The organism is Streptomyces sp. NPDC058001, from assembly GCF_042886315.1.
Classification (GTDB): domain Bacteria; phylum Actinomycetota; class Actinomycetes; order Streptomycetales; family Streptomycetaceae; genus Streptomyces.
Genome location: NZ_JBHVQT010000007.1, coordinates 464,618 through 484,981 on the forward strand (window position 1 = coordinate 464,618; position 20,364 = coordinate 484,981).

General features: G+C 70.7%; 20 protein-coding genes. 8 read left to right on the forward strand and 12 right to left on the reverse strand.

Features of this window, described 5'->3' with window-relative positions; genetic code table 11:
- Positions 1 to 9 precede the first annotated feature (9 nt).
- The 3 genes from ACFVT5_RS20090 to ACFVT5_RS20100 all read left to right on the forward strand — a co-directional run bounded on the left by ACFVT5_RS20090 (position 10) and on the right by ACFVT5_RS20100 (position 3,505).
- Positions 10 to 558 carry an MSMEG_1061 family FMN-dependent PPOX-type flavoprotein gene (locus ACFVT5_RS20090; protein ID WP_389889264.1) on the forward strand — a complete coding sequence of 183 codons (549 nt, stop codon included), beginning with the start codon at positions 10 to 12 and terminating at the stop codon, positions 556 to 558.
- 246 nt (positions 559 to 804) lie between these two features.
- On the forward strand, positions 805 to 2,025 hold the full coding sequence (locus ACFVT5_RS20095; protein ID WP_389889268.1) for a trypsin-like serine peptidase: 1,221 nt from the start codon (positions 805 to 807) through the stop codon (positions 2,023 to 2,025).
- Between the two features lie 295 nt (positions 2,026 to 2,320).
- Complete coding sequence (locus tag ACFVT5_RS20100; protein ID WP_389889271.1) at positions 2,321 to 3,505, forward strand: trypsin-like serine peptidase; 1,185 nt, start codon at positions 2,321 to 2,323, stop codon at positions 3,503 to 3,505.
- An 80-nt stretch (positions 3,506 to 3,585) separates the two neighbouring features.
- Here ACFVT5_RS20100 and hflX read toward each other — a convergent pair whose 3' ends face one another.
- The 6 genes from hflX to miaA form a co-directional block, all read right to left on the reverse strand.
- A complete protein-coding gene (gene hflX, locus ACFVT5_RS20105; RefSeq protein ID WP_389889274.1) occupies positions 3,586 to 5,094 on the reverse strand; it encodes a GTPase HflX in 1,509 nt (502 codons plus the stop codon).
- A gap of 257 nt (positions 5,095 to 5,351) precedes the next feature.
- Positions 5,352 to 6,854, reverse strand: a complete 1,503-nt coding sequence (locus ACFVT5_RS20110; RefSeq protein WP_389889277.1) for a M1 family metallopeptidase — start codon at positions 6,852 to 6,854, stop codon at positions 5,352 to 5,354.
- Positions 6,855 to 6,999: 145 nt separating this feature from the next.
- Positions 7,000 to 9,102: a RelA/SpoT family protein gene (locus ACFVT5_RS20115; RefSeq protein ID WP_389889280.1), complete on the reverse strand. Its 2,103-nt coding sequence runs from the start codon at positions 9,100 to 9,102 to the stop codon at positions 7,000 to 7,002.
- A gap of 188 nt (positions 9,103 to 9,290) precedes the next feature.
- The gene (dapF, locus tag ACFVT5_RS20120; protein ID WP_389889282.1) at positions 9,291 to 10,190 is read right to left on the reverse strand and encodes a diaminopimelate epimerase; all 900 of its coding nucleotides are present in this window, start codon (positions 10,188 to 10,190) and stop codon (positions 9,291 to 9,293) included.
- 96 nt (positions 10,191 to 10,286) lie between these two features.
- The gene (locus ACFVT5_RS20125; RefSeq protein ID WP_389889458.1) at positions 10,287 to 10,793 is read right to left on the reverse strand and encodes a hypothetical protein; all 507 of its coding nucleotides are present in this window, start codon (positions 10,791 to 10,793) and stop codon (positions 10,287 to 10,289) included.
- A gap of 107 nt (positions 10,794 to 10,900) precedes the next feature.
- Positions 10,901 to 11,839: a tRNA (adenosine(37)-N6)-dimethylallyltransferase MiaA gene (gene miaA, locus ACFVT5_RS20130; RefSeq protein WP_389889285.1), complete on the reverse strand. Its 939-nt coding sequence runs from the start codon at positions 11,837 to 11,839 to the stop codon at positions 10,901 to 10,903.
- 180 nt (positions 11,840 to 12,019) lie between these two features.
- Here miaA and ACFVT5_RS20135 point away from each other — a divergent pair, with 180 nt between their 5' ends.
- Positions 12,020 to 12,403, forward strand: coding sequence for a hypothetical protein (locus ACFVT5_RS20135; RefSeq protein WP_389889288.1), 384 nt, complete (start codon positions 12,020 to 12,022; stop codon positions 12,401 to 12,403).
- A gap of 55 nt (positions 12,404 to 12,458) precedes the next feature.
- On the forward strand, positions 12,459 to 12,830 hold the full coding sequence (locus ACFVT5_RS20140) for an antitoxin (protein WP_389889291.1): 372 nt from the start codon (positions 12,459 to 12,461) through the stop codon (positions 12,828 to 12,830).
- A 150-nt stretch (positions 12,831 to 12,980) separates the two neighbouring features.
- Here ACFVT5_RS20140 and ACFVT5_RS20145 read toward each other — a convergent pair whose 3' ends face one another.
- The 3 genes from ACFVT5_RS20145 to miaB form a co-directional block, all read right to left on the reverse strand.
- On the reverse strand, positions 12,981 to 13,751 hold the full coding sequence (locus tag ACFVT5_RS20145; protein ID WP_389889294.1) for a class III extradiol dioxygenase subunit B-like domain-containing protein: 771 nt from the start codon (positions 13,749 to 13,751) through the stop codon (positions 12,981 to 12,983).
- A gap of 97 nt (positions 13,752 to 13,848) precedes the next feature.
- Positions 13,849 to 14,115 carry a hypothetical protein gene (locus ACFVT5_RS20150; RefSeq protein ID WP_389889297.1) on the reverse strand — a complete coding sequence of 89 codons (267 nt, stop codon included), beginning with the start codon at positions 14,113 to 14,115 and terminating at the stop codon, positions 13,849 to 13,851.
- Between the two features lie 29 nt (positions 14,116 to 14,144).
- The gene (gene miaB / locus ACFVT5_RS20155; protein WP_389889300.1) at positions 14,145 to 15,683 is read right to left on the reverse strand and encodes a tRNA (N6-isopentenyl adenosine(37)-C2)-methylthiotransferase MiaB; all 1,539 of its coding nucleotides are present in this window, start codon (positions 15,681 to 15,683) and stop codon (positions 14,145 to 14,147) included.
- An 84-nt stretch (positions 15,684 to 15,767) separates the two neighbouring features.
- Between miaB and ACFVT5_RS20160 the strand changes: the two genes are divergently transcribed.
- Complete coding sequence (locus tag ACFVT5_RS20160; protein ID WP_389889303.1) at positions 15,768 to 16,451, forward strand: NADPH-dependent F420 reductase; 684 nt, start codon at positions 15,768 to 15,770, stop codon at positions 16,449 to 16,451.
- Positions 16,452 to 16,487: 36 nt separating this feature from the next.
- The gene (nhaA, locus tag ACFVT5_RS20165; RefSeq protein ID WP_389889306.1) at positions 16,488 to 18,392 is read left to right on the forward strand and encodes a Na+/H+ antiporter NhaA; all 1,905 of its coding nucleotides are present in this window, start codon (positions 16,488 to 16,490) and stop codon (positions 18,390 to 18,392) included.
- Positions 18,393 to 18,451: 59 nt separating this feature from the next.
- Here nhaA and ACFVT5_RS20170 read toward each other — a convergent pair whose 3' ends face one another.
- From ACFVT5_RS20170 to ACFVT5_RS20180, 3 genes are all read right to left on the reverse strand, one after another.
- Positions 18,452 to 19,030, reverse strand: coding sequence for a GNAT family N-acetyltransferase (locus ACFVT5_RS20170; RefSeq protein WP_389889309.1), 579 nt, complete (start codon positions 19,028 to 19,030; stop codon positions 18,452 to 18,454).
- Positions 19,023 to 19,301 carry a hypothetical protein gene (locus ACFVT5_RS20175; protein ID WP_389889312.1) on the reverse strand — a complete coding sequence of 93 codons (279 nt, stop codon included), beginning with the start codon at positions 19,299 to 19,301 and terminating at the stop codon, positions 19,023 to 19,025. Before ACFVT5_RS20175 ends, ACFVT5_RS20170 begins: the two co-directional genes overlap by 8 nt.
- Positions 19,302 to 19,417: 116 nt before the next feature.
- Positions 19,418 to 19,819, reverse strand: coding sequence for a hypothetical protein (locus tag ACFVT5_RS20180; RefSeq protein ID WP_389889315.1), 402 nt, complete (start codon positions 19,817 to 19,819; stop codon positions 19,418 to 19,420).
- Positions 19,820 to 19,886: 67 nt separating this feature from the next.
- On the opposite strand from ACFVT5_RS20180, the gene ACFVT5_RS20185 reads away from it, so the two are divergent.
- A complete protein-coding gene (locus ACFVT5_RS20185; protein WP_389889318.1) occupies positions 19,887 to 20,339 on the forward strand; it encodes a hypothetical protein in 453 nt (150 codons plus the stop codon).
- The last annotated feature ends 25 nt before the right edge of the window (positions 20,340 to 20,364 follow it).

The following is a 20,364-nucleotide window of genomic DNA, read 5'->3' on the forward strand; positions in this document are numbered from 1 at the left end:
GGAGTCACCATGCCCAGCAGAACCGCCGTCACGGCCACCTCCCGCCCCGGCTTCACCGAGCTGCGCTCACCCGCGGAACTAAGGGACTTGCTGGGCGAACCGCAACCCATCGTCATCGACAAGGTGCACGCCCGACTCGACGAGGACGACCAAGCCCTCCTGGCCCGCTCCCCGTTCTGCCTGATCGCCACCTCCGACGCGCGGGGCGCCTGCGATGTCTCCCCGCGCGGCGACGCCCCCGGCTTCACCCACATCGTCGATCCCGGCACCGTGGCCCTGCCGGAGCGCCCCGGCAACCGGCGGGGCGACAGCCTCCAGAACATGCTCGCCAACCCGCACGCCGGACTGCTCTATCTGATTCCCGGCAGCGGGGACGTCCTGCGGATCAACGGCAGGGCCCGCATCCTCACCGACGCCCCCTTCTTCGCCGCGATGGCGTCGAAGGGCCGGCGTCCCGATCTCGCGGTCCTGATCGAGATCGATGAGATCTATCTGCACTGCCCCCAGTCCCTGCGCCGCTCGGGCCTGTGGAACTCACCTACAGAAAGCGGACGTTGACCTCGCTGGTCGCCGACAGCCCGGCACCGGACCGAACATGAGAAGGCGTCATATGGGCGGGTTACGGGTTGGCCACCAGGTCAGGCCGCCTGTGACGGAACCGTTGCTGTTCGGTCGGCGGGCGCCGACGGCTCCGGCATAGTGTGGGGGGCCGTTCAGCAGGACCGGACCCGGGCGGCGACCGGCCGTCGGACCGGCCGCGCTGTCCGGCAGAACAGAGCACCCGAAGCCAGGGGGAGTCACACCATGCGATCCATACGCCCGCTCTTCACCGCACACCGTGGGAGGAGCGCGCGCCGCAGAACGCCGGTGGCCGCGACCGTCGCACTCGGCGCGGCACTCGTGCTGACCGCAACGGCCTGTGGGCCGGGCGACGACAACGCCGGCGGCGAGCCGACCGCGACCGCTTCCCAGGCGGGCGACGGCAAGGTCAAGATCCCGGACGACATCAAGGACCGGCTCAAGGAGCACGGGATCGACCTGGACAAGTGGAAGGGCGGCGCCTGGAAGGACTGGGACAAGGACAAGTGGCTGCGCGAGGCGCAGGACTTCGTCAACCCGATCATCGCCGGGCTGTGGGACCCGGACCGTATGCGGGACGCGGACGACCCCGACAAGGGCGTCGACGACAGCGACATCTCCGGTGACCAGGGCGTGACCGATCCGACCCCGGAGCCGGTGGACGCGAAGCCCGTGGGGACGCCGTACCACAGCAACGCGGCGGAGGCCGGCAAGGTCTTCTTCGACGGGCCCGAGGGGTCGATGGTCTGCTCGGCGACCGTGGTCAAGGACCCGGCGAACCCGGGCAAGTCGAACATGGTGTGGACCGCGGGCCACTGCGTGCACGCCGGCAAGAGCGGCGGCTGGTACCGCAACATCGCCTTTGTGCCCTCGTACAACGACGCCGGCAAGTCGGCGGCGCAGTTGCAGGGCGCGCCGCGCGAGGAGGTCGCCCCGTACGGGGTCTGGTGGTCCAACTGGGCGCAGACGTCGGAGCAGTGGATCGAGCAGGGGGGTCCGACGGGTGGTCAGGGTGCCCCGTACGACTTCGCGGTCCTGCATGTGACGCCCGAGAAGGGCGGCGACGGCAAGTCGCTTGAGGAGACCGTGGGTTCGGCCCTGCCGGTCGACTTCGAGGCGCCCGCCGTCTCGAAGATCGCGACCATGACGGCCACGGGCTACCCGGCGGCGTCGCCGTTCGACGGGCAGAAGCTGTACCAGTGCCCGGACAAGCCGGGACGTCTGTCGCTGACCGAGTCGGATCCGACGATGTACCGCATCGGGTGCACGATGACCGGCGGTTCGTCCGGGGGCGGCTGGGTCGCGCAGGGTTCCGACGGCAAGCCGGCGCTGGTGTCGAACACGTCGATCGGCCCGGTGACCGCCGGCTGGCTGGCGGGGCCGCACCTGGGCAAGGAGGCCAAGGGCGTGTACGACGCGGTGAGCGACAAGTTCGCCGGGCAGTGAGCGGACCTTCGGTGACGTAGGGCTGTGGCGGCGGGGCCGGGAAATCTTCACCACCCCGCCGCCGTTCGTCCCCGTCCGTCCGGGCATAGTGGGGTGTCGTGCGCGGGAGCCGCGGCGGTGAGCCGCCTCCCCATCTGACAAGCGCATGACACCAACCCACGCAACCCAACCCACTCGCCTCCGGGCGCGCGAGCACCGAGCACTGGACACCAGGCACCGGCACCGCGCACCCGAGGCAGACCGCACAGCACATCTCGTATGACAGACATTCGTTCTCACGGGGGGTCACAGCACCATGCGTTCCATTCGTACCGTCGCCGCCACCGGTCTGGTCGCGGCGCTCGCGCTCACCGCCACCGCCTGCGGTTCGAGTGACGACAAGGCGGGCGGCGCGTCCGACACGACCGCGTCGCAGGGCGCCGACAAGGGCACGGACAAGGAGTCGGGCGGCGTCGAGTTGCCCGCCGATCTCGCCAACCGGCTCAAGGAGCACGGAATCGACGTCGACCAGTGGAAGGACGGCGGCTGGAAGAACTGGGACAAGGACGAGTGGCTGCGTGAAGCCAAGGACTTCGTCAACCCGGTCATCGAGGGCCTGTGGAAGCCCGAGCGGATGAAGTCGGCCAAGGAGCCGAACAAGACGATCACCGCCAAGGACGCGGTGAACGACCAGGGCGTCACCGACCCCGAGCCCGCACCGGTGCAGGCCGAGCCGGAGAAGACCCCGTACCACAAGAACGCCGCCCCGGTCGGCAAGGTGTTCTTCGACTCGCCCGAGGGCTCGATGGTCTGTTCGGGCACGGTCGTCAAGGACCCGCGCAACCCGGGCAAGTCCAACCTGGTGTGGACGGCGGGCCACTGCGTGCACGCGGGTACGGGCGGCGGCTGGTACCGCAACATCGCCTTCGTCCCGGCCTACAACGACCTCGGCAAGTCCGAGGCGGAGCTGTCCAACGCCGCGCCGCAGGAGATCGCGCCCTACGGCCAGTACTGGGCGGACTGGGTCGCGACCTCCAACGAGTGGATCGCCGAGGGCGCTTCGTCGGGCGGCGCCGGCGCTCCGTACGACTACGCGGTGCTGCATGTGAAGCCGCAGCAGGGCACCAAGTCCCTGGAGGAGACGGTCGGTGCCGCGCTGGACGTGGACTTCTCGACCCCGTCCGTGCCGTCGGTGAGCAGCATGGGCGCCTGGGGTTACCCGGCCGCGCCGCCGTTCAACGGTCTCCAGATGAACAAGTGCCTCGACAAGCCGGGCCGTCTGACGGTGAACTCAAGTGAGCCGACGATGTACCGCATCGGCTGCACCATGACCGGCGGGTCGTCCGGTGGTGGCTGGTTCCGGGTGCGGGACGGCAAGACCGTCCTGATCTCGAACACGTCGATCGGCCCGGCCGGGAACACCTGGCTCGCGGGGCCGCAACTGGGCACGGGTGCCGAGGAGTTGTTCGACATGATGAGCGAGAAGTACGGCAGCCGGTAACAGGCGGCTGACCGGTGACGTCGGTGGCCCGCTCCCCCGAGGGGGAGCGGGCCACCGACGCGAAGCGGGCCGGGTGCCGGTCAGGCCAGAGCCGACGGGACGGTCGACGCCGGTACGTACGGGGCCAGGTCCGCTGCCAGTTCCTCGTGCACCCTGGCCTTCAGCAGGGTGCCCTCCGGGGTGTGTTCCTCGGAGATCACCTCGCCGTCGCTGTGGGCACGGGCGACCAGGCGGCCTTCGGTGTACGGCACCAGCGCCTCGATCTCGACCGAGGGGCGGGGCAGTTCGGCGTCGATGAGCGCGAGCAGTTCGTCGATGCCCGCTCCCGTCCGCGCGGACACCGCGATCGAGTGCTTCTCGACCCGCAGCAGCCGCTGGAGTACGAGCGGATCGGCCGCGTCCGCCTTGTTGATCACCACGATCTCGGGCACCCGGACGGCGCCCACGTCACGGATGACCTCGCGCACGGCGGCGAGCTGCTCCTCCGGCGCCGGATGTGCTCCGTCCACCACGTGCAGGATGAGGTCGGAGTCGCCGACCTCCTCCATCGTGGAGCGGAACGCCTCGACGAGGTGGTGCGGCAGGTGCCGGACGAATCCGACGGTGTCGGCCAGCGTGTACAGCCGTCCGCTCGGGGTCTCGGCCCGGCGCACGGTCGGGTCGAGGGTGGCGAACAGGGCGTTCTCCACCAGCACACCCGCGCCCGTGAGGCGGTTGAGCAGGGACGACTTGCCCGCGTTCGTGTACCCGGCGATCGCCACCGACGGCACCTTGTTGCGGCGTCGCTCCTGGCGTTTGATCTCGCGGCCCGTCTTCATGGCCGCGATCTCACGGCGCATCTTGGCCATCTTCTCGCGGATCCGACGGCGGTCCGTCTCGATCTTGGTCTCACCGGGGCCACGGGTGGCGAGGCCGCCGCCCTTGCCGCCGCCCATCTGACGGGACAGCGACTGACCCCAGCCGCGCAGTCGCGGCAGCATGTACTGCATCTGCGCGAGCGCGACCTGCGCCTTGCCCTCTCGGGACTTGGCGTGCTGGGCGAAGATGTCGAGGATCAGGGCCGTACGGTCGATGACCTTGACCTTGACGACGTCTTCGAGATGGATGAGCTGGCCCGGGGAGAGTTCACCGTCGCAGATGACGGTGTCGGCGCCGGTCTCCAGCACGATGTCGAGCAGCTCACGGGCCTTGCCGGAACCGATGTAGGTCGCCGGGTCGGCCTTGTCGCGGCGCTGGATGACACCGTCGAGAACCAGCGCGCCCGCGGTCTCCGCGAGTGCGGCCAGCTCGGCCAGCGAATTGTCCGCGTCCTGCGCGGTCCCCGACGTCCACACGCCGACGAGTACGACCCGCTCCAGACGGAGCTGCCGGTACTCGACCTCGGTGACGTCCTCCAGCTCGGTGGAGAGACCCGCGACGCGGCGCAGCGCCGCACGGTCGGAACGGTCGTACTGATCGCCGTCCCGCTCCCCGTCGATCTCATGGCTCCAGGCGACGTCCTCTTCCATCAGGGCATCGGCCCGAAGACCTTCGGGGTGGTTCTGAGCGAAGCTCTGCGCATCCTGGGAAGGGGAAGAAGAGGAGGTCATTGGATCCTTACGTCGATGGGGACTGCGAGGGTCGGTGGACGCCCGTCCACCGGTGCCGGGCACTCGCCCGACACTCCGACAACGCTCGGGGCACTTCGAGGATTCCCCGTCACGGGATCCCGTACCGCCCGGCGCCGTCCCGTTCTCCGGGCCGGCCGCGCTGTCGACCTGACGATGGTCGCACGGCACGGCCCGTCTCGGCACCCAGGTTTTCCGACCCGCCGCTCCGCGGATTTCCCGTCGCCCACTTGGTCGTCCTACTTCGTCGGCGCCTGCTGCTTCCAGTCCGGGTGTCCGGGCATCGCCGGCGTCTTGGCCCCGTACAGCCACGCGTCGAAGAACCCGCTGAGGTCGCGTCCGGCGGTGGCGGACGCGAGGTCGACGAAGTCGCCGGTCGTGGCGGTGTCGTCACGGTAGGTGCTCACCCACGCGCGTTCCAGGCGTTCGAAGGCGGGGCGACCGATCTCCTGGCGCAGCGCGTAGAGGACCAGGGCGCTGCCGTCGTAGACGACCGGGCGGAAGATGCTGATCTTCTGGCCGGCCTCGGGCCCCTTGATGTGGGCGGGCGGTCCTCCGGCGGCCCGCCAGGCGTCCGACCTCCCGTAGGCGTCCTTCATGCGCTTGTCGAGCGCGTAGTGGCCCTTCTCGTCGGCGTACAGGGCCTCGTACCAGGTGGCGTGCCCTTCGTTGAGCCAGAGGTCGGACCAGGTGCGGGGGCTGACGCTGTCGCCGAACCACTGATGGGCCAGTTCGTGGACCATGATCGCGTCGACGTACCAGGAGGGGATCTCGGGCCGCACGAACAGCTCACGCTCGAACAGCGAGAGCGTCTGCGTCTCCAGCTCGAACCCGGTGCTCGCCTCGGCGATGACCAGCCCGTACGTCTCGAAGGGGTAGCGGCCGACCTTCCCCTCCATCCAGGCGATCTGGTCCGGGGTCTTGCGCAGCCACGGCTCCAGGACCTTGCGGTCCTTGGTCGGGACGACGTCCCGGAGGGGCAGCCCTCGCGGTCCCGCGCGGTGCACGACGGTGGACTTGCCGATGGACACCTGGGCCAGCTCGGTGGCCATGGGGTGGCGCGTGCGGTACGTCCAGGTGGTGGCGCTGGCGCGGCGATCGGTGGCGACGGGCAGCCCGTTGGCGACGGCGGTGAGGCTCTTCGGGGTGGTGATACGGAAGGTGAAGTCGGCCTTGTCGGAGGGGTGGTCGTTGCATGGGAAGACGCGGTGGGCGGCGTCGGCCTGATTGGCCATGGCCAGACCGTCCTTGGTCGGCACCCAGCCCGAGTCGGTGCCCTTGGCCGGCCGGGGGTCGCTGGTGTGCCGGACGACGATCCGGAGATGTCCGCCGACGGGCACGGGCCGCGAGGGCGTGACGACCAGGTCCTCGTCGGCGGTGGTGAAGCGCGCGGGAGCGCCGTTGACGTCGATGGAGCCGACCTTGCCGTGCGAGAAGTCCAGGTTGAGGCTCTCCAGGCGCGCGGTCGCGCGCGCGTCGATGACGGTAACGGCCGCCATCGGCTTGTCGTTGACGCCGGGATAGGTGAAGGACAGGTCGTACGACGTCACGTCGTATCCGGGGTTGCCGAGGTGCGGGAACAGGCGGTCCCCGACGCCGAGCGGTGCGGCCGGTGAGGGCGCGCTCGCGGCGACGAGCGTGACGCTGGTCGCGACGGCGAGCAGAACGCCTCTGGTGCGGGGAGCTTTGGGGCCCGCGGGTCGTGACGGTCGTGGGGCCCGGGAGCGGGCGAAAAACAGCATGAACTACCGCTACCAGCGCGCACGCACCACACCGTGACGGCGCGCGCCGCGCCCACCCGAACGAGATCGTCCAACACCCTGCACGCGCGCGGGAGACACGACAGACGACAGGCGCGCGATGTTGAGTGACGGTCCGTCAGTTCTGTTACGGGGCTGCTGTCGCCGAGTACTGCGCGCGGTTCACGTCGTAGACACCGGCGACATTGCGCATGGCGCGCATCAGGCCGGGAAGGGAGGCGGCGTCGGGGAGTTGGAGCGTGTAGGTGTGCCGGACCTGTTGCTGGGTGGGCGGTTCGACGGTCGCCGAGACGATCGCGACGCCTTCCTGGGCGATGGCCTCGGTGAGGTCGGCGAGCAGATGAGGGCGGCCGAACGACTCGGCGACCAGCGTGACCCGGTACTCGGAGGTGTCCCCCCAGCGCACGCCGACCTCGGCGCGCCCCGCGCTCTTCATCCGCGCCACGGCCGAACACGCCACGCGGTGCACGGTGACCACACCACCGCGCACCGCGAAGGCGGTGACGTCGTCCGGCGGCACCGGTGTGCAACAGCCCGCCAGGCGTACGGAGGCGCCCGCCCGGTCGACGACGGCTCCCGCGGCGGCCGGACGCACGGCGGGCGCCGTGACAGGGGCCCTGGGAGCCGTCTCGGGGGTCTGGGGGTCCTCCGGGTGGGCGGCGAGCCAGCGGCCGATGGCGATGCGCGCGGCGGGCGTCCTGGCGTGGTCGAGCCACTCCTTGGAGGGGCCCGACGCGGTGTCCTGGCCCATGAGGAGCTGCACGGTGTCGCCGTCGTGCAGGACCGTACTGAGCGTGGCCAGACGGCCGTTGACGCGCGCGCCCATACACGCGTGCGCGTCCTCACCGTACTGCGCGTAGGCCGCGTCGACGCAACTGGCGCCCGCGGGCAGCCCCAGGGTGCCGCCGTCGAGCCGGTAGACGGTGACCTCGCGGTCCTGGGCGAGGTCCTCGCGGAGGGTCGACCAGAACGTGTCGGAGTCGGGGGCCGCGCGCTGCCAGTCGAGGAGCCGGGACAGCCAGCCGGGCCGGGTGGGGTCGGCACGCTCCCCGTCCAGGGGATCGTCGGCGCCGGGGGCGTACGGATTGCCGAGGGCGACGACGCCGGCTTCGGCGACCTTGTGCATCTGGTGCGTACGGATGAGGACTTCGACCACGGATCCGTCGGTGCGGGCGACCGCGGTGTGCAGCGATTGGTACAGGTTGAACTTGGGCACGGCGATGAAGTCCTTGAACTCCGAGACCACCGGCGTGAAACAGGTGTGCAGTTCGCCCAGGACCGCGTAGCAGTCGGCGTCCTCCTGCACGAGGACGAGGAGCCGCCCGAAGTCGACTCCGCGCAACTCCCCGCGTTTGCGGCAGACCCGGTGCACGGAGACGAAGTGCCGGGGCCGGATCAGGACTTCGGCGGCGATGTCGGCGTCCCGCAGGACCGCGCGCATCGCTTCGGCGGTGTCGGCGAGAGGGCTCTTCGCGCGCGCGGCGTCGTCCATGATGAGACGGCTGACGCGCGCGTACTCCTCGCGGTGGAGGATCGCGAAGACGAGGTCTTCGAGTTCGGTCTTGAGCGCCTGGACGCCGAGCCGTTCGGCGAGCGGGATGAGCACGTCGCGGGTGACCTTGGCGATGCGTTCCTGCTTCTCGGGGCGCATCACGCCGAGGGTGCGCATGTTGTGCAGCCGGTCGGCGAGTTTGATCGACATGACGCGGACATCGTTGCCGGTGGCGACGAGCATCTTGCGGAACGTCTCGGGTTCGGCGGCGGCGCCGTAGTCGACCTTCTCCAGTTTGGTGACGCCGTCGACCAGGAAGCAGACCTCGTCGCCGAACTGGTCCCGTACCTGATCGAGCGTCACCTCGGTGTCCTCGACGGTGTCGTGGAGCAGCGACGCGGTCAACGTCGTGGTCTCCGCGCCGAGTTCGGCGAGGATCAGGGTCACGGCGAGGGGGTGGGTGATGTACGGCTCGCCGCTTTTGCGCATCTGTCCGCGGTGCGAGGACTCGGCGAGTACGTACGCGCGGTGCAGCGGGTCGAGGTCGGCCTCGGGGTGGTGCGCCCGATGGGCCTCCACGACATGGCCGATGGCGTCCGGCAGACGGTCCCGTGTCGCCGGGCCGAGGAGGGCGGCCCGGCCGAGTCGGCGCAGGTCGATACGGGGGCGGGTGCGTCTGCGGTGGACTCCGGGCGTCGTGGAGCCCGGCATCGCAGGGTTTGTCGCCTCCGCACTCATGGGCACCTCCGGCTGCGTCGACCGGCGGAACGGAGCGGGTGCCTCCAGGCGTTCAGCTCTGAAGGAGGGCGAAGGGACTCCCGACCGGGCCGGTGCTTGATGCTACCGACCCCACCACGCGCCCATGACCGCCTCCCGCCGAGCGTGAAACGGATCACCCATTCGAGGGAACGATCAAGGGTTTAGGGTTACGCGCGCCCGCTGACGGTTTCCAGCCACAGGGTGTCGATCTCGCCCTCGGCCACGATCACGGCGGGCCCGGACATCTCAATCTCGCCGTCGGGCCGCTCGGTGACGGTCAGTCGCCCACCGGGGACGTCCACGGTGTACGTCACCGGGGTGCCGGTGCGGCTCGGGTCGAGGCCGTCCCTGCGGGCCGCCGCGACGGCCACCGCACACGCGCCCGTGCCGCACGAGCGGGTCTCGCCGGAGCCTCGCTCGTGCACCCGCAGCGCGACATGGCGCGGGGCGCGGTCGACGACGAACTCGACGTTCACGCCCTGCGGGTAGGCCGTCGCCGGGCTGACCGGAGGCGGTGTCAGGAGCCTTCCGGCCTGGGCCAGGTCGTCCACGAAGGCGACCGCGTGCGGGTTTCCCATGTTCACGTTCCGCGCGGGCCAGGTCAGTTCGCCGACGGACACCGTGATGTCGCCTTCCGGCAGCAGGGCCTTGCCCATGCCGACGGTGATGTCACCCTCGGGGGAACCGCTGTTCGGGACCGGCTTGGCGATGTGCACGCTCTTGACACCGCCGCGGGTGGCGATGGCGAGGTCTCCCTCGGTGATGTGTCCCGCGCGCTGGAGATAGCGGGCGAAGACCCGCACGCCGTTGCCGCACATCTCGGCGACCGAGCCGTCACCGTTGCGATAGTCCATGAACCACTCGGCCCGGTCCGCCATCGCCCTGGCCTCCGGGTGGGCGGCGGACCGCACGACGTGCAGCAGACCGTCGCCACCGATGCCCGCGCGACGGTCGCACAGGGCGGCGACGGTGGCCGGGGGCAGCTCCAAGGCGTTCTCGGCGTCGGGAACGATCACGAAGTCGTTCTCGGTCCCGTGACCTTTGAGGAAGGCGATCCGCTGGCTCATTCCTCGATCGTACGGGGTGGGTGCGACAGCGGGGGCGTGACAGTGCGCTGTGGGATAAGCGCAGGCGGGTGGGCTCGGCGCGGGCGGACCGTGGGCTCAGCGCAGGCGGGCGACGCGCCAGACGGCGAGTACGGCGACGGCGCCGACCACGAGGACGTACGTGAGCACGACCCGCCAGTCCGGGCGGCTCCCCGAGCCGCGCTGCGGCAGCCCCGGCCAGGTGTACCCGACGCGGCGGGCGGCCATCATGCCCCAGCCGGCCGCGCAGGAGCAGATCAGCAGGCCGAGCATGGCCACGATCGCACCGCCGTCGCCGAACTCGAACGCCAGCGGAAACGCGAACATCAGCGAGCCGCCCGCGGCGAGCGCCACGATCGGCGCGAGCTGCCAGATCCGCAGTCGGCGCTGGGGGCGCAGCTCGACCTCGACCTCGGTCTGCGGGTCCAGCTCGTCGGGCCCGGGGCCGTCGTCGGCGACACCGTCGGGCGTCGCGTCGGGGCCGTCGGAACTCAGTCCGTCCGCGGTGTCCGCCGAGCGGTCGGCGTCACCGCGCGCGGTGTGCTGCCTGCCGCCCGGTGCGGTGTTCTGAGGGCCGGCCTCCATCGCCACGCGCCCTCCCACTCCGGACTCCACTGGTCGATCGTGGGTCGATGATGGCACGGCGCCGAGGGCCCCGATGACGGCCGGAGCGTCCCGATGCCATCACGTGATCAGGCTGTGACCGGTCGTTCGAGCAACGACAGCGCCCGTGCCGGGAGTTCCCCTCGGTCCTCCGCGGCGCCGCTCAGCCAGTGCACGCGCGGGTCGCGCCGGAACCACGAGTCCTGACGGCGGGCGAAGCGTTTGGTGGCGCGTACGGTCTCCGCGCGCGCCTCCTCCTCGGTGCACTCCCCCGCGAGCGCGGAGAGCACCTGCTGGTACCCGAGCGCGCGCGACGCGGTGCGTCCGTCCCGCAGTCCACGGGCCTCCAGCGCGCGCACCTCATCGACGAGTCCGGCGTCCCACATGCGGTCCACGCGCGTGGTGATGCGTTCGTCGAGTTCGGCGCGGACCACGTCGACGCCGATCTGCACGGTGTCGTAGACCGAGTCGTGGCCGGGGAGGTTGGCCGTGAAGGGCCGGCCCGTGATCTCGATGACCTCAAGAGCGCGCACGATACGGCGGCCGTTGCTCGGGAGGATGGCCCGGCCGGCCTCCGGGTCGGCGGCGGCCAGGCGCGCGTGCAGCGCTCCGGAGCCGCGCAGCGTGAGTTCGTCCTCCAGTCGGGCCCGTACGACGGGGTCGGTGCCGGGGAACTCCAGATGGTCGATGGCTCCGCGCACGTACAGCCCGGAACCGCCGACGAGGACCGGCCAGCGGCCCTCGGCGAGCAGCCGGTCGATCTCCCCGCGCGCGAGGCGCTGGTACTCGGCGACGCTCGCGGTGACGGTCACGTCCCAGATGTCGAGGAGGTGGTGCGGGATCCCGCCGCGTTCCCCGGGCGTCAGCTTGGCGGTGCCGATGTCCATCCCCTGATAGAGCTGCATCGAGTCGGCGTTGACGACCTCGCCACCGAGGCGCTGGGCGAGGAAGACGCCCAGATCGGACTTTCCGGCCGCGGTCGGCCCGACGACGGCGATGACCCGCGGGGCGGGGGCTTCACTGCTCACCGCACCAGTCTCGCAAACCTCAGAGGTCTTCCCGAACGAGTTACGTGACGCCGCACGCGCGGGGTCGTTGCCAGTTGCGAGGTTCCGGTGGCGGTTTCGAGTGCCGGTGGCCCGGTCGACGCAATGGGGCGCACCGGGTAGCGCGGGATTTCGCCCACACGAGTACGATATGGAGTGGTTATGGGTATTTTTGAGCGTTTCCTCCGTAAGCCGAAGGGTGCGGAGGAAGCGTCGACCGCTGAGGGATCCGGCGCCGTGGGAACGGTCGCCGAGGGAGCAGAAGGAGCCGAGGGAGCTGCCGCCGGGGCGTCCGCCGCCGAGAAGTCGGCGGTCACCGCGACGGCGGAACGCACGTCTGAGGAGGCGAAGGCTTCGTCCACCACTGACGTCGCGTCGACGGAGGACTCGCCTTCGACCGCTCCCGCTACCGGGACGGATTCCGAACCGGAGTCGGCCGAAGCCGCCGGAAGTGACACGGACACGGTGGAGGGCGTGGAGATCCCCAAGCAGCAGTCCGTGGACGCTGCCGCCGACAACGAGGCCGGTGAAAGCGTCCGCAAGTAGTTCCTTCGCGGGACCGGTTCCCGCGAGACACGACCCCCGCGAGGGAAGGCGAACCATGAGCATCCTGGACACGCTGAAAGCGAAGCTCGCGCCTGCCAAGGACAAGGTCTCGGACCTCGCGCACCAGCACGGGGAGAAGATCGACCACGGTCTGGAACGGGCCGCGAAGATGGTCGACGACAAGACCAAGGGCAAGTACAGCGAGAAGATCCACACGGGCACGGACAAGGCCAAGGGTGCCCTGGGCCGCCTCGCGGGCAAGGAGCCGGGCGACACCGCGGGCGGTGCGGCCGAGGGCGACACGGGCGAAGGCACGGCGAGCGGAGGGACCGCGAGCGGGAATGGCCCGTCCGAAGGGGGCATGACTTCTTCCGGCACCCCTCCGGCCGGCCCCCCGACGACACCGCCGACGCCTCCGGCCGCCTGACGCGCCGGACCGGACGCCCACTGCCCCGCGTCGCCACGACGGCCGCGAAACGGACCCACCGTTTCGCGGCCGTCGGCGTCTCTGCCCTCAGGGTGAGAAACGGCGCCACGCGCGCGGGGATGCCGTTTCGCGATAGGCGCCTCTCGGGCCCTACACCCAGGACACGACGAAGTACCCCACCCCGTACGGCGCCTCGTCGTAGAGCAGGCGCCCGGTCAGATCGCCCGTCGACGCTCCTCTCAGGACCTGCCAGGGCGAGCGTCCGGAGATCATCAGGTCCCGCGCGAGGTCGGCGTCCAGCGCGGCGAGAAAATCCCCCGAGTCGACGTCGAGGTCCACGTCGACATCGGCGCCAACATCGGCGGCGATGAGTGCGGCGGCGATCCGCGCGTCGACCTCCGCCGCCCGTTCATCGAGATAACCGGGTGCCTTGAGGCTGCGGCGGGCACTGCCGTCGCCCATGACCAGCAGGCCGACCCGGTCCGCGAGCCGGGCCAGGTCGGCCCCGGTCGCGGCGTTGGCGGCACGCTCCATGCCGTCGGGCACCTGGACGCCGCGTACGGGCCCGCTCCAGCCCGCGCGGTCGAGGAGCCAGGCGCCCACGGCGAGCGACGGCGGAAGCCGGTCGTCGGGCGTCCCGGAGCCCGGCTTGCCCAGGGATACGTCCAGTGCCACGCCGTAGGGGCGGAAGGTGCCCGGGGTGCCCTGTTCGTACGTCACGGCGCCGGTTCCGGAAGCCGCGGCGGAGGCGGAGGCAGGGGCGGGGCCGACCACGACGACCAGCTCGGGGTCGGCCGCGAGCACCGCCCGCACCGCCTCGTCGCATGCCGCGCGCAACCCGTCGAGTTCGGGGGCGGCACCCGCGGCGACCTCGGGCACCAGCAGCGGAGGACAGGGGCAGACAGCGGCGGCAACAAGCATGATCGGCAGCGTAACCCCGCGCGCGGGAGCGGTGGGGCACTCCTGGCAGGGACGTGGGTCACGCAGCGCCGAGACCCCGCCCTGGAGGCGAGGCGCGTCACTCCTCGATCAGGACATCCGTCAGATCGATCACTGTCACGAGCAGCACGACCAGCTTGCCGTCACTGATGACGTACTCGACGACGAGGCTGCGGGAGAGCGCGATCTCGCGCGTGGACTCGTCGCCGCCGACGGCGTGCGACAACTTGTGGCGCGGTTCGGTGACCAGGATGGCGAGGCCGCGTTCCAGGACCGCCCGGCGCTCCTCGGGAAGGCTGTCCCGGACCCGTGCCGCGCGCTCCGTGAATTCCACGCTGTACGCCATGACGGTCTCCTTCCCGCCCCGGCACGCTGTCAGTCGCAGCCGCAGGCCCCGCCCGTCGCCGCGGGCAGCGGCTCCGGTACGCCGATCTTCGGCAGCCCCAGCATGACGCCGGAGGGCTTGGCGGCCTCCTGGGCGTTGCGCTTCTCCCAGGCGTCCCCCGCGCGCGTGCGCAGGACTTTCAGGGTGGGGCCCTCGGCGAGGAGGTGGTGCGGAGCGGCGTAGGTGATCTCGACGGTCACGACGTCACCGGGGCGCACGTCCTCGTCGGGCTTGGTGAAGTGCACGAGACGGTTGTCGGGCGCGCGGCCGGAGAGACGGTGTGTGGCGCCGTCCTTGCGGCCCTCCCCCCCGGCGACCATGAGGTCCAGGGTGCGGCCGACCTGCTTCTTGTTCTCGTCCCAGGAGATCTCCTCCTGGAGCGCGACCAGGCGCTCGTACCGCGCCTGGACGACCTCCTTGGGGATCTGGTCCGCCATCTCGGCCGCGGGGGTGCCGGGCCGCTTGGAGTACTGGAACGTGAACGCTTGCGTGAAGCGTGCCTCGCGGACCACGTGGAGGGTCTGTTCGAAGTCCTCCTCGGTCTCGCCGGGGAAGCCCACGATGATGTCGGTGGTGATGGCCGCGTGCGGGATGGCGGCGCGCACCTTGTCGATGATCCCGAGGTAGCGCTCCTGGCGGTAGGAGCGGCGCATCGCCTTCAGGACGGTGTCGGAGCCGGACTGGAGCGGCATGTGGAGCTGCGGCATCACGTTCGGCGTCTCGGCCATGGCGGCGATGACGTCGTCGGTGAAGTCGCGCGGGTGCGGTGAGGTGAAGCGGACGCGCTCCAGGCCGTCGATCGCGCCGCACGCGCGCAGGAGCTTGCCGAACGCCTCACGGTCGCCGATGTCCGAGCCGTAGGCGTTGACGTTCTGACCGAGCAGGGTGATCTCGGAGACGCCCTCGCCGACCAGGGCCTCGATCTCGGCGAGGATGTCACCGGTCCTGCGGTCCTTCTCCTTGCCGCGCAGTGCGGGCACGATGCAGAACGTGCAGGTGTTGTTGCAGCCGACCGAGATCGACACCCAGGCGGCGTACGCGCTCTCACGGCGGGTGGGCAGCGTCGACGGGAACGCTTCGAGGGACTCGGCGATCTCGACCTGGGCCTCTTCCTGCACGCGGGCGCGCTCCAGGAGTACCGGGAGCTTGCCGATGTTGTGCGTGCCGAAGACGACGTCGACCCAGGGGGCGCGGCGGACGATGGTGTCGCGGTCCTTCTGCGCGAGGCAGCCGCCGACGGCGATCTGCATGCCGGGCCGCTTGGTCTTCATCGGGGCGAGCCGGCCGAGGTTGCCGTAGAGGCGGTTGTCGGCGTTCTCGCGGACCGCGCAGGTGTTGAAGACGACGACGTCCGCGTCCCCGTCGGAGCCCTCGGGCGCGCGCACGTACCCCGCGTCCTCCAGCAGGCCGGACAGCCGCTCCGAATCGTGGACATTCATCTGGCACCCGTAGGTGCGCACCTCGTACGTTTTCGATCCGTCGTACGTCGTCGATCCGTCCACTGCCTGACTCCGGTCACTCCCACTCATGTCACCAGGGTAGGTGGTCCCCTCACCGCCTCCGGCCCCGGAGCCTGACGAGTAGGACATCCATATATCCGGTTTAATGCCGCTATGAGCACTCTTGGGTTGATCGGCAGCGGAAACATCGGCGGCACTCTGGCGCGGCTCGGTGTCGCCGCCGGACTGGACGTGGTCCTCAGCAACTCCCGTGGCCCGGACACCCTGGCAGACCTGGTGACGGAACTCGGACCGAAGGCACGGGCGGCGACCGCGACCGACGCGGCGGCGGCCGGGGACTGGGTCGTGGTGACCATCCCGCTCAAGAACGACCGCCAGGTGCCCGTGCACCCATTGGACGGGAAGGTCGTCCTCGACACGACCAACTACTACCCCCAGCGCGACGGGTCGGTCCCGGAACTCGACAAAGGCGAGGTCACCACCAGCGAGCTGCTCCAGCGTCATCTGCCGGACGCCAAGGTGGTCAAGGCGTTCAACAACATCTTCTTCAAGCATCTGGCCACACTCGCGCGGCCCGCGGGCTCGCCCCAGCGCGCGGCGCTCCCCATCGCGGGCGACGACGCCGACGCCAAGGCGTCCGCCACCCGTCTGCTCGACCTGCTCGGGTACGACGCGGTCGACACCGGAAGCCTCGCGGACAGCTGGCGGTTCGAACGCGACATGCCCGCCTATGTGCGGCCGTACGCCCGCAACCCGCAGGACCTGCCCAACGATCCGGGCAAGCCCGTCGACGCGGAGGAGTTGCGCGCCGCTCTCGCCGCCGCCAGGCGCGGCTGACCCCGACGCCCGCGACCGGCGTCGGCCGACAGGGACGTGAACGGGACAGCGAACAGCGCGGGCCGACCGCTTTCGGCTGTCACCGCCGCCCGCTGGCGAACCTTCGCACGTACCGAGGCGGGCAGCGCCGCCCTGCTCCTGGCGGCCGTCGCCGCCGCCCTGATCTGGGCGAACGTCGACCTCCACTCGTACGAAACGCTCTGGGACACCCATTTCTCGCTGCGTCTCGGCCGCTACGGCCTGTCGCTGAACCTGCACGAGTGGATCAACAGCGGCCTGATGGCGCTCTTCTTCCTCGTCGTCGGCCTGGAGGCCCGCCGGGAATTCGACATGGGCGAGCTGCGGGACAGACGCTGGGTGGTCCTGTCGCTGATCGCCGGCCTCAGCAGCATGGTCGTTCCGGTCGTGATCTACCTCGGCTTCAACGCGGGCCGTGACTCGGTGCACGGCTGGGGGACGGCCATGTCCACGGACACGGCCGTCGCGCTGGGCATCCTGGCGCTCTTCGGTACGCGACTGCCCGCCTCGCTGCGCGCCTTCATGCTGTCGATCTCGGTGGTCGACGACCTGGTCGCGCTCGTCGTCATCGCGGTCTTCTACAGCGCCGAGATCCATCTGACGGCCCTCTTCGTCGCCATCGGCGTACTGCTGCTGATCGTCGGTCTGCGCGTGCTGGGCATCCGCGGTGGCGGGGCGTGCGCGCTGCTGTCCGTGGTGGTCTGGGTGGCGCTGCTGGAGTCCGGGGTGGATCCGGTGGTGACGGGGCTCGCGGTGGGCGCGCTGGTGATCGCCTATCCGCCGCCGCGCGGGGATCTGGAGCGGGCGAGCGGGCTGTTCCGGCTCTTCCGTGAGCAGCCGACGGCCGAGTTGCAGCGGTCGGCGGTCCAGGGGCTGACCTCGGCCATCTCGCCGAACGAGCGACTGGAACAGCGTTTTCTGCCCTGGGTCAGCTTCGTCATCGTCCCTCTGTTCGCGCTGGCCAACGCGGGTATCCCGCTGGGGGCACGGGAGTTGGCCGACGCCTTCACCTCACCGATCACGCTGGGCATCCTGTGCGGCAGCGTGATCGGGAAGACCGTCGGCATCGTGGGGTCCATGGCGGCGGCACGCGCTGCCACGCGCGGGCGGCTGCGTCCCAACGTCGGCTGGGGTGCGGTGACCGCGGGCGGGGCGGTGGCCGGGGCGGCGTTCACGGTGTCCCTGCTCATCGCGTCGCTGGCGTTCACGGGCAAGGACCTCAACGAGGCCCGGATCGGCATCCTGGCGACGCTGCCCTGCGCCTACGCCGCCGGGTGGGTGGTCTCCGGCGTCATCGGGCTGCTGCCGGCCGCACGCCGGGCCCGCGCGCTGCTGGGTACGTCGGAGCCCCTGACGGATCTGGCGGTGGCCGTCGACCCCCGGCACGACCGTGTGCGCGGCCCGGACAAGGCACCGGTGACCGTGGTCGAGTACGGGGACTTCGAATGCACGTACTGCGGGCAGGCGGAACCCGTCGTCCGGGAGCTGCTGGCCGACTTCGGCGACGTGCGCTATGTGTGGCGACATCTCCCGCTGAACGACGTCCACCCGCGCGCGCAGCTCGCGGCTGAGGCGGCCGAGGCGGCGGCCGAACAGGGCGCGTTCTGGGAGATGCACGACCTGCTCCTCGCGCACCAGGACGCGCTCGCCGTCACCGATCTGCTACGGTACGCCCGGGAACTCGGCCTGGACGAGGAGACCTTCCGCCGCGATCTGCGCCGGCATCGCGGCGCGCGACGGGTGGCCGAGGACGTCGACTCCGCCGACCTGAGCGACGTGTCGGGAACACCGACGTTCTTCATCAACGGACGGCGGCACCGGGGGGCGTACGACATCGCGTCGCTGTCGGAAGCGGTGGAGCTGGCGCGGCAGCGGGCTCTGGCGGGTACGGGTACGGGCGCGGGTGGCTCAGCAAAGGCGTGACCGACGATCCCTCTGCGGGCGGGTGCGTCACGAAGACGGGGCGTCAGGCAGAGGGGATGTCAGGAGGAGGGGCCAGGGAGGTCCAGTTCCCCCCGGCGCAGGCGGTACACCTGGAGGCGGAGGTCGTAGTACTTCTCCGTTTCGCCGACCCACTCCATGCCCACGCGCCGTGCCGTGGCCGCGCCCCGTTCGTTGCGGGGGCGTACCACCGCGAACAGTTCGGACGCGCCGGACTCAAAGGCGTAGTGCGCCACCGCGTGCCCCGACTCGGCGGCCAGTCCCTGGCCCCAGGCGCTGCGCGCCAACTGCCAGCCGATCTCCAGGTCGACGTGCTGAGGAGGCAGCGTCAGCAGGGCCGCTCCGCCGATCAGTGCACCCGTGTCACGCCGTTCGATCACCCAGCGCCCCTGGGGCGGCTCCAGCTCCCGGCAGCTCGCGATCCATCCCTCGATGACCTCGCGCATGGCCGTGACATCGGGAACCCGTTCCATCGCGGGCGCCAGCCATCGCGCCACCTCGTCGGAACCGTAGATCTCCAGGGCGGCTTCGGCGTCGTCCGGCGTCCACCGCCGCAACACGACCCTCGGCGTAGTGATCCGGCCCTCTTCGACGACCACACGGTGCTCGGACTCAGCCATACCGGAAGGCTACGACAGGAGACGCACAGACGATGGTCACCGCGACCCCCGCATCAGCAGCAGGTCGTCGCCCCAGGGCATCCAGCACCTGATCGTGTCCGGCGACGCGGGCACGCGGCTCCAGTTCGTTGAAGAGCTGCCGCAGGGCGGGGGCGGGCGATGGGGACAGCGCCTGTTCGAGCAGCGGCAGGAGGTGGTCGTGGGGCCACTCGGGACGGCTCAGGGGGTGGTGGCGCAGCTCCCAGCCCAGGTACTTGTTGTAGGGCCGCACGCGCGCGTGGAGCGCGAAAACGTAACCGAGGTGGAAAGGCAGGGCCTCGGCGGCGTCCAGCCGGGCCGCTGTGACGTCACCGTTGCGGTCGTTCTTCAGGGAGCGGTAGACCCCGTTCAGGAAGCCGTCGAGGATCTCGGGCGCCGTCCGTGCGGCCTCCTCGGGTGCCAGTTGGCGAGGACCAGGTCCGCGACGAGGCCGTCAGGGGTGTCCTTGAGCACCTTGGCGTGAGCAAAGGCGTACCGGTTCCACTCCGTGCCCGACCCGGGCAGCGCATGCGTACGGAAATCCCTCAGCGGCATGACCGAGACGTCGAGCCGGGCGTCGCGGCGTACCTCCCTGGCGACGGACGACTCGGCGCCGTCGGCGGCCACCAGGTACACATCGTGGTCCGAGTGCGGCGTCGCGGTGCCTTCCTTGGCCCGGGAGCCGCTGAGGATCGCCCCGACGACCTCCGGATCCGCACGGATACGGGCGAGGAACGCGGCGAACTCGTCGGCGGGCGTCAGATCGGTCATCGCGCCAACCAACCACGGTCCCGGTACGCCTCGCACGGTGGTTTTTCCGTCCCCGTACTGTGCGGGTATGACACGGGCGATCATCACCGACCGGATCGACGCGACGGACGGCGCGCGGCAGCTCGTGCTCGTCCTGGACGAACCGGATTCGGTCGGCGAGCAGGCGGTTCTCGCGCTCGGCAACTACGGCTACGAGGGCGACGGTGTGCTGTACATCGTCGCGACCGACGCGTGGATCGAGCACACGCGCGAAGGTGACGTGCTGACGGCGGACGTGATGGCGTATCCGCTGACGGACCTGGACGTGACCGCGTTCACCGAGATGTCCGCGCACGCCCCGGAGGCGCACCGGCTGCTGCGCGTACGGACCACGGTCGACCCGGCGCTCTGCCCAGGGGGCGACGAGGCCGTCGCGGTGTGGTTCGCGGAGCCTTCGGACACGGACGACGACGTCATCGCCGCGATCAACGCCGCCGAGGAATGGCCGCTGCTCTTCGCGCCCCGTCCGGCGACGGACTGAGCGGCCGGGACTGAGCGGCCGGGAC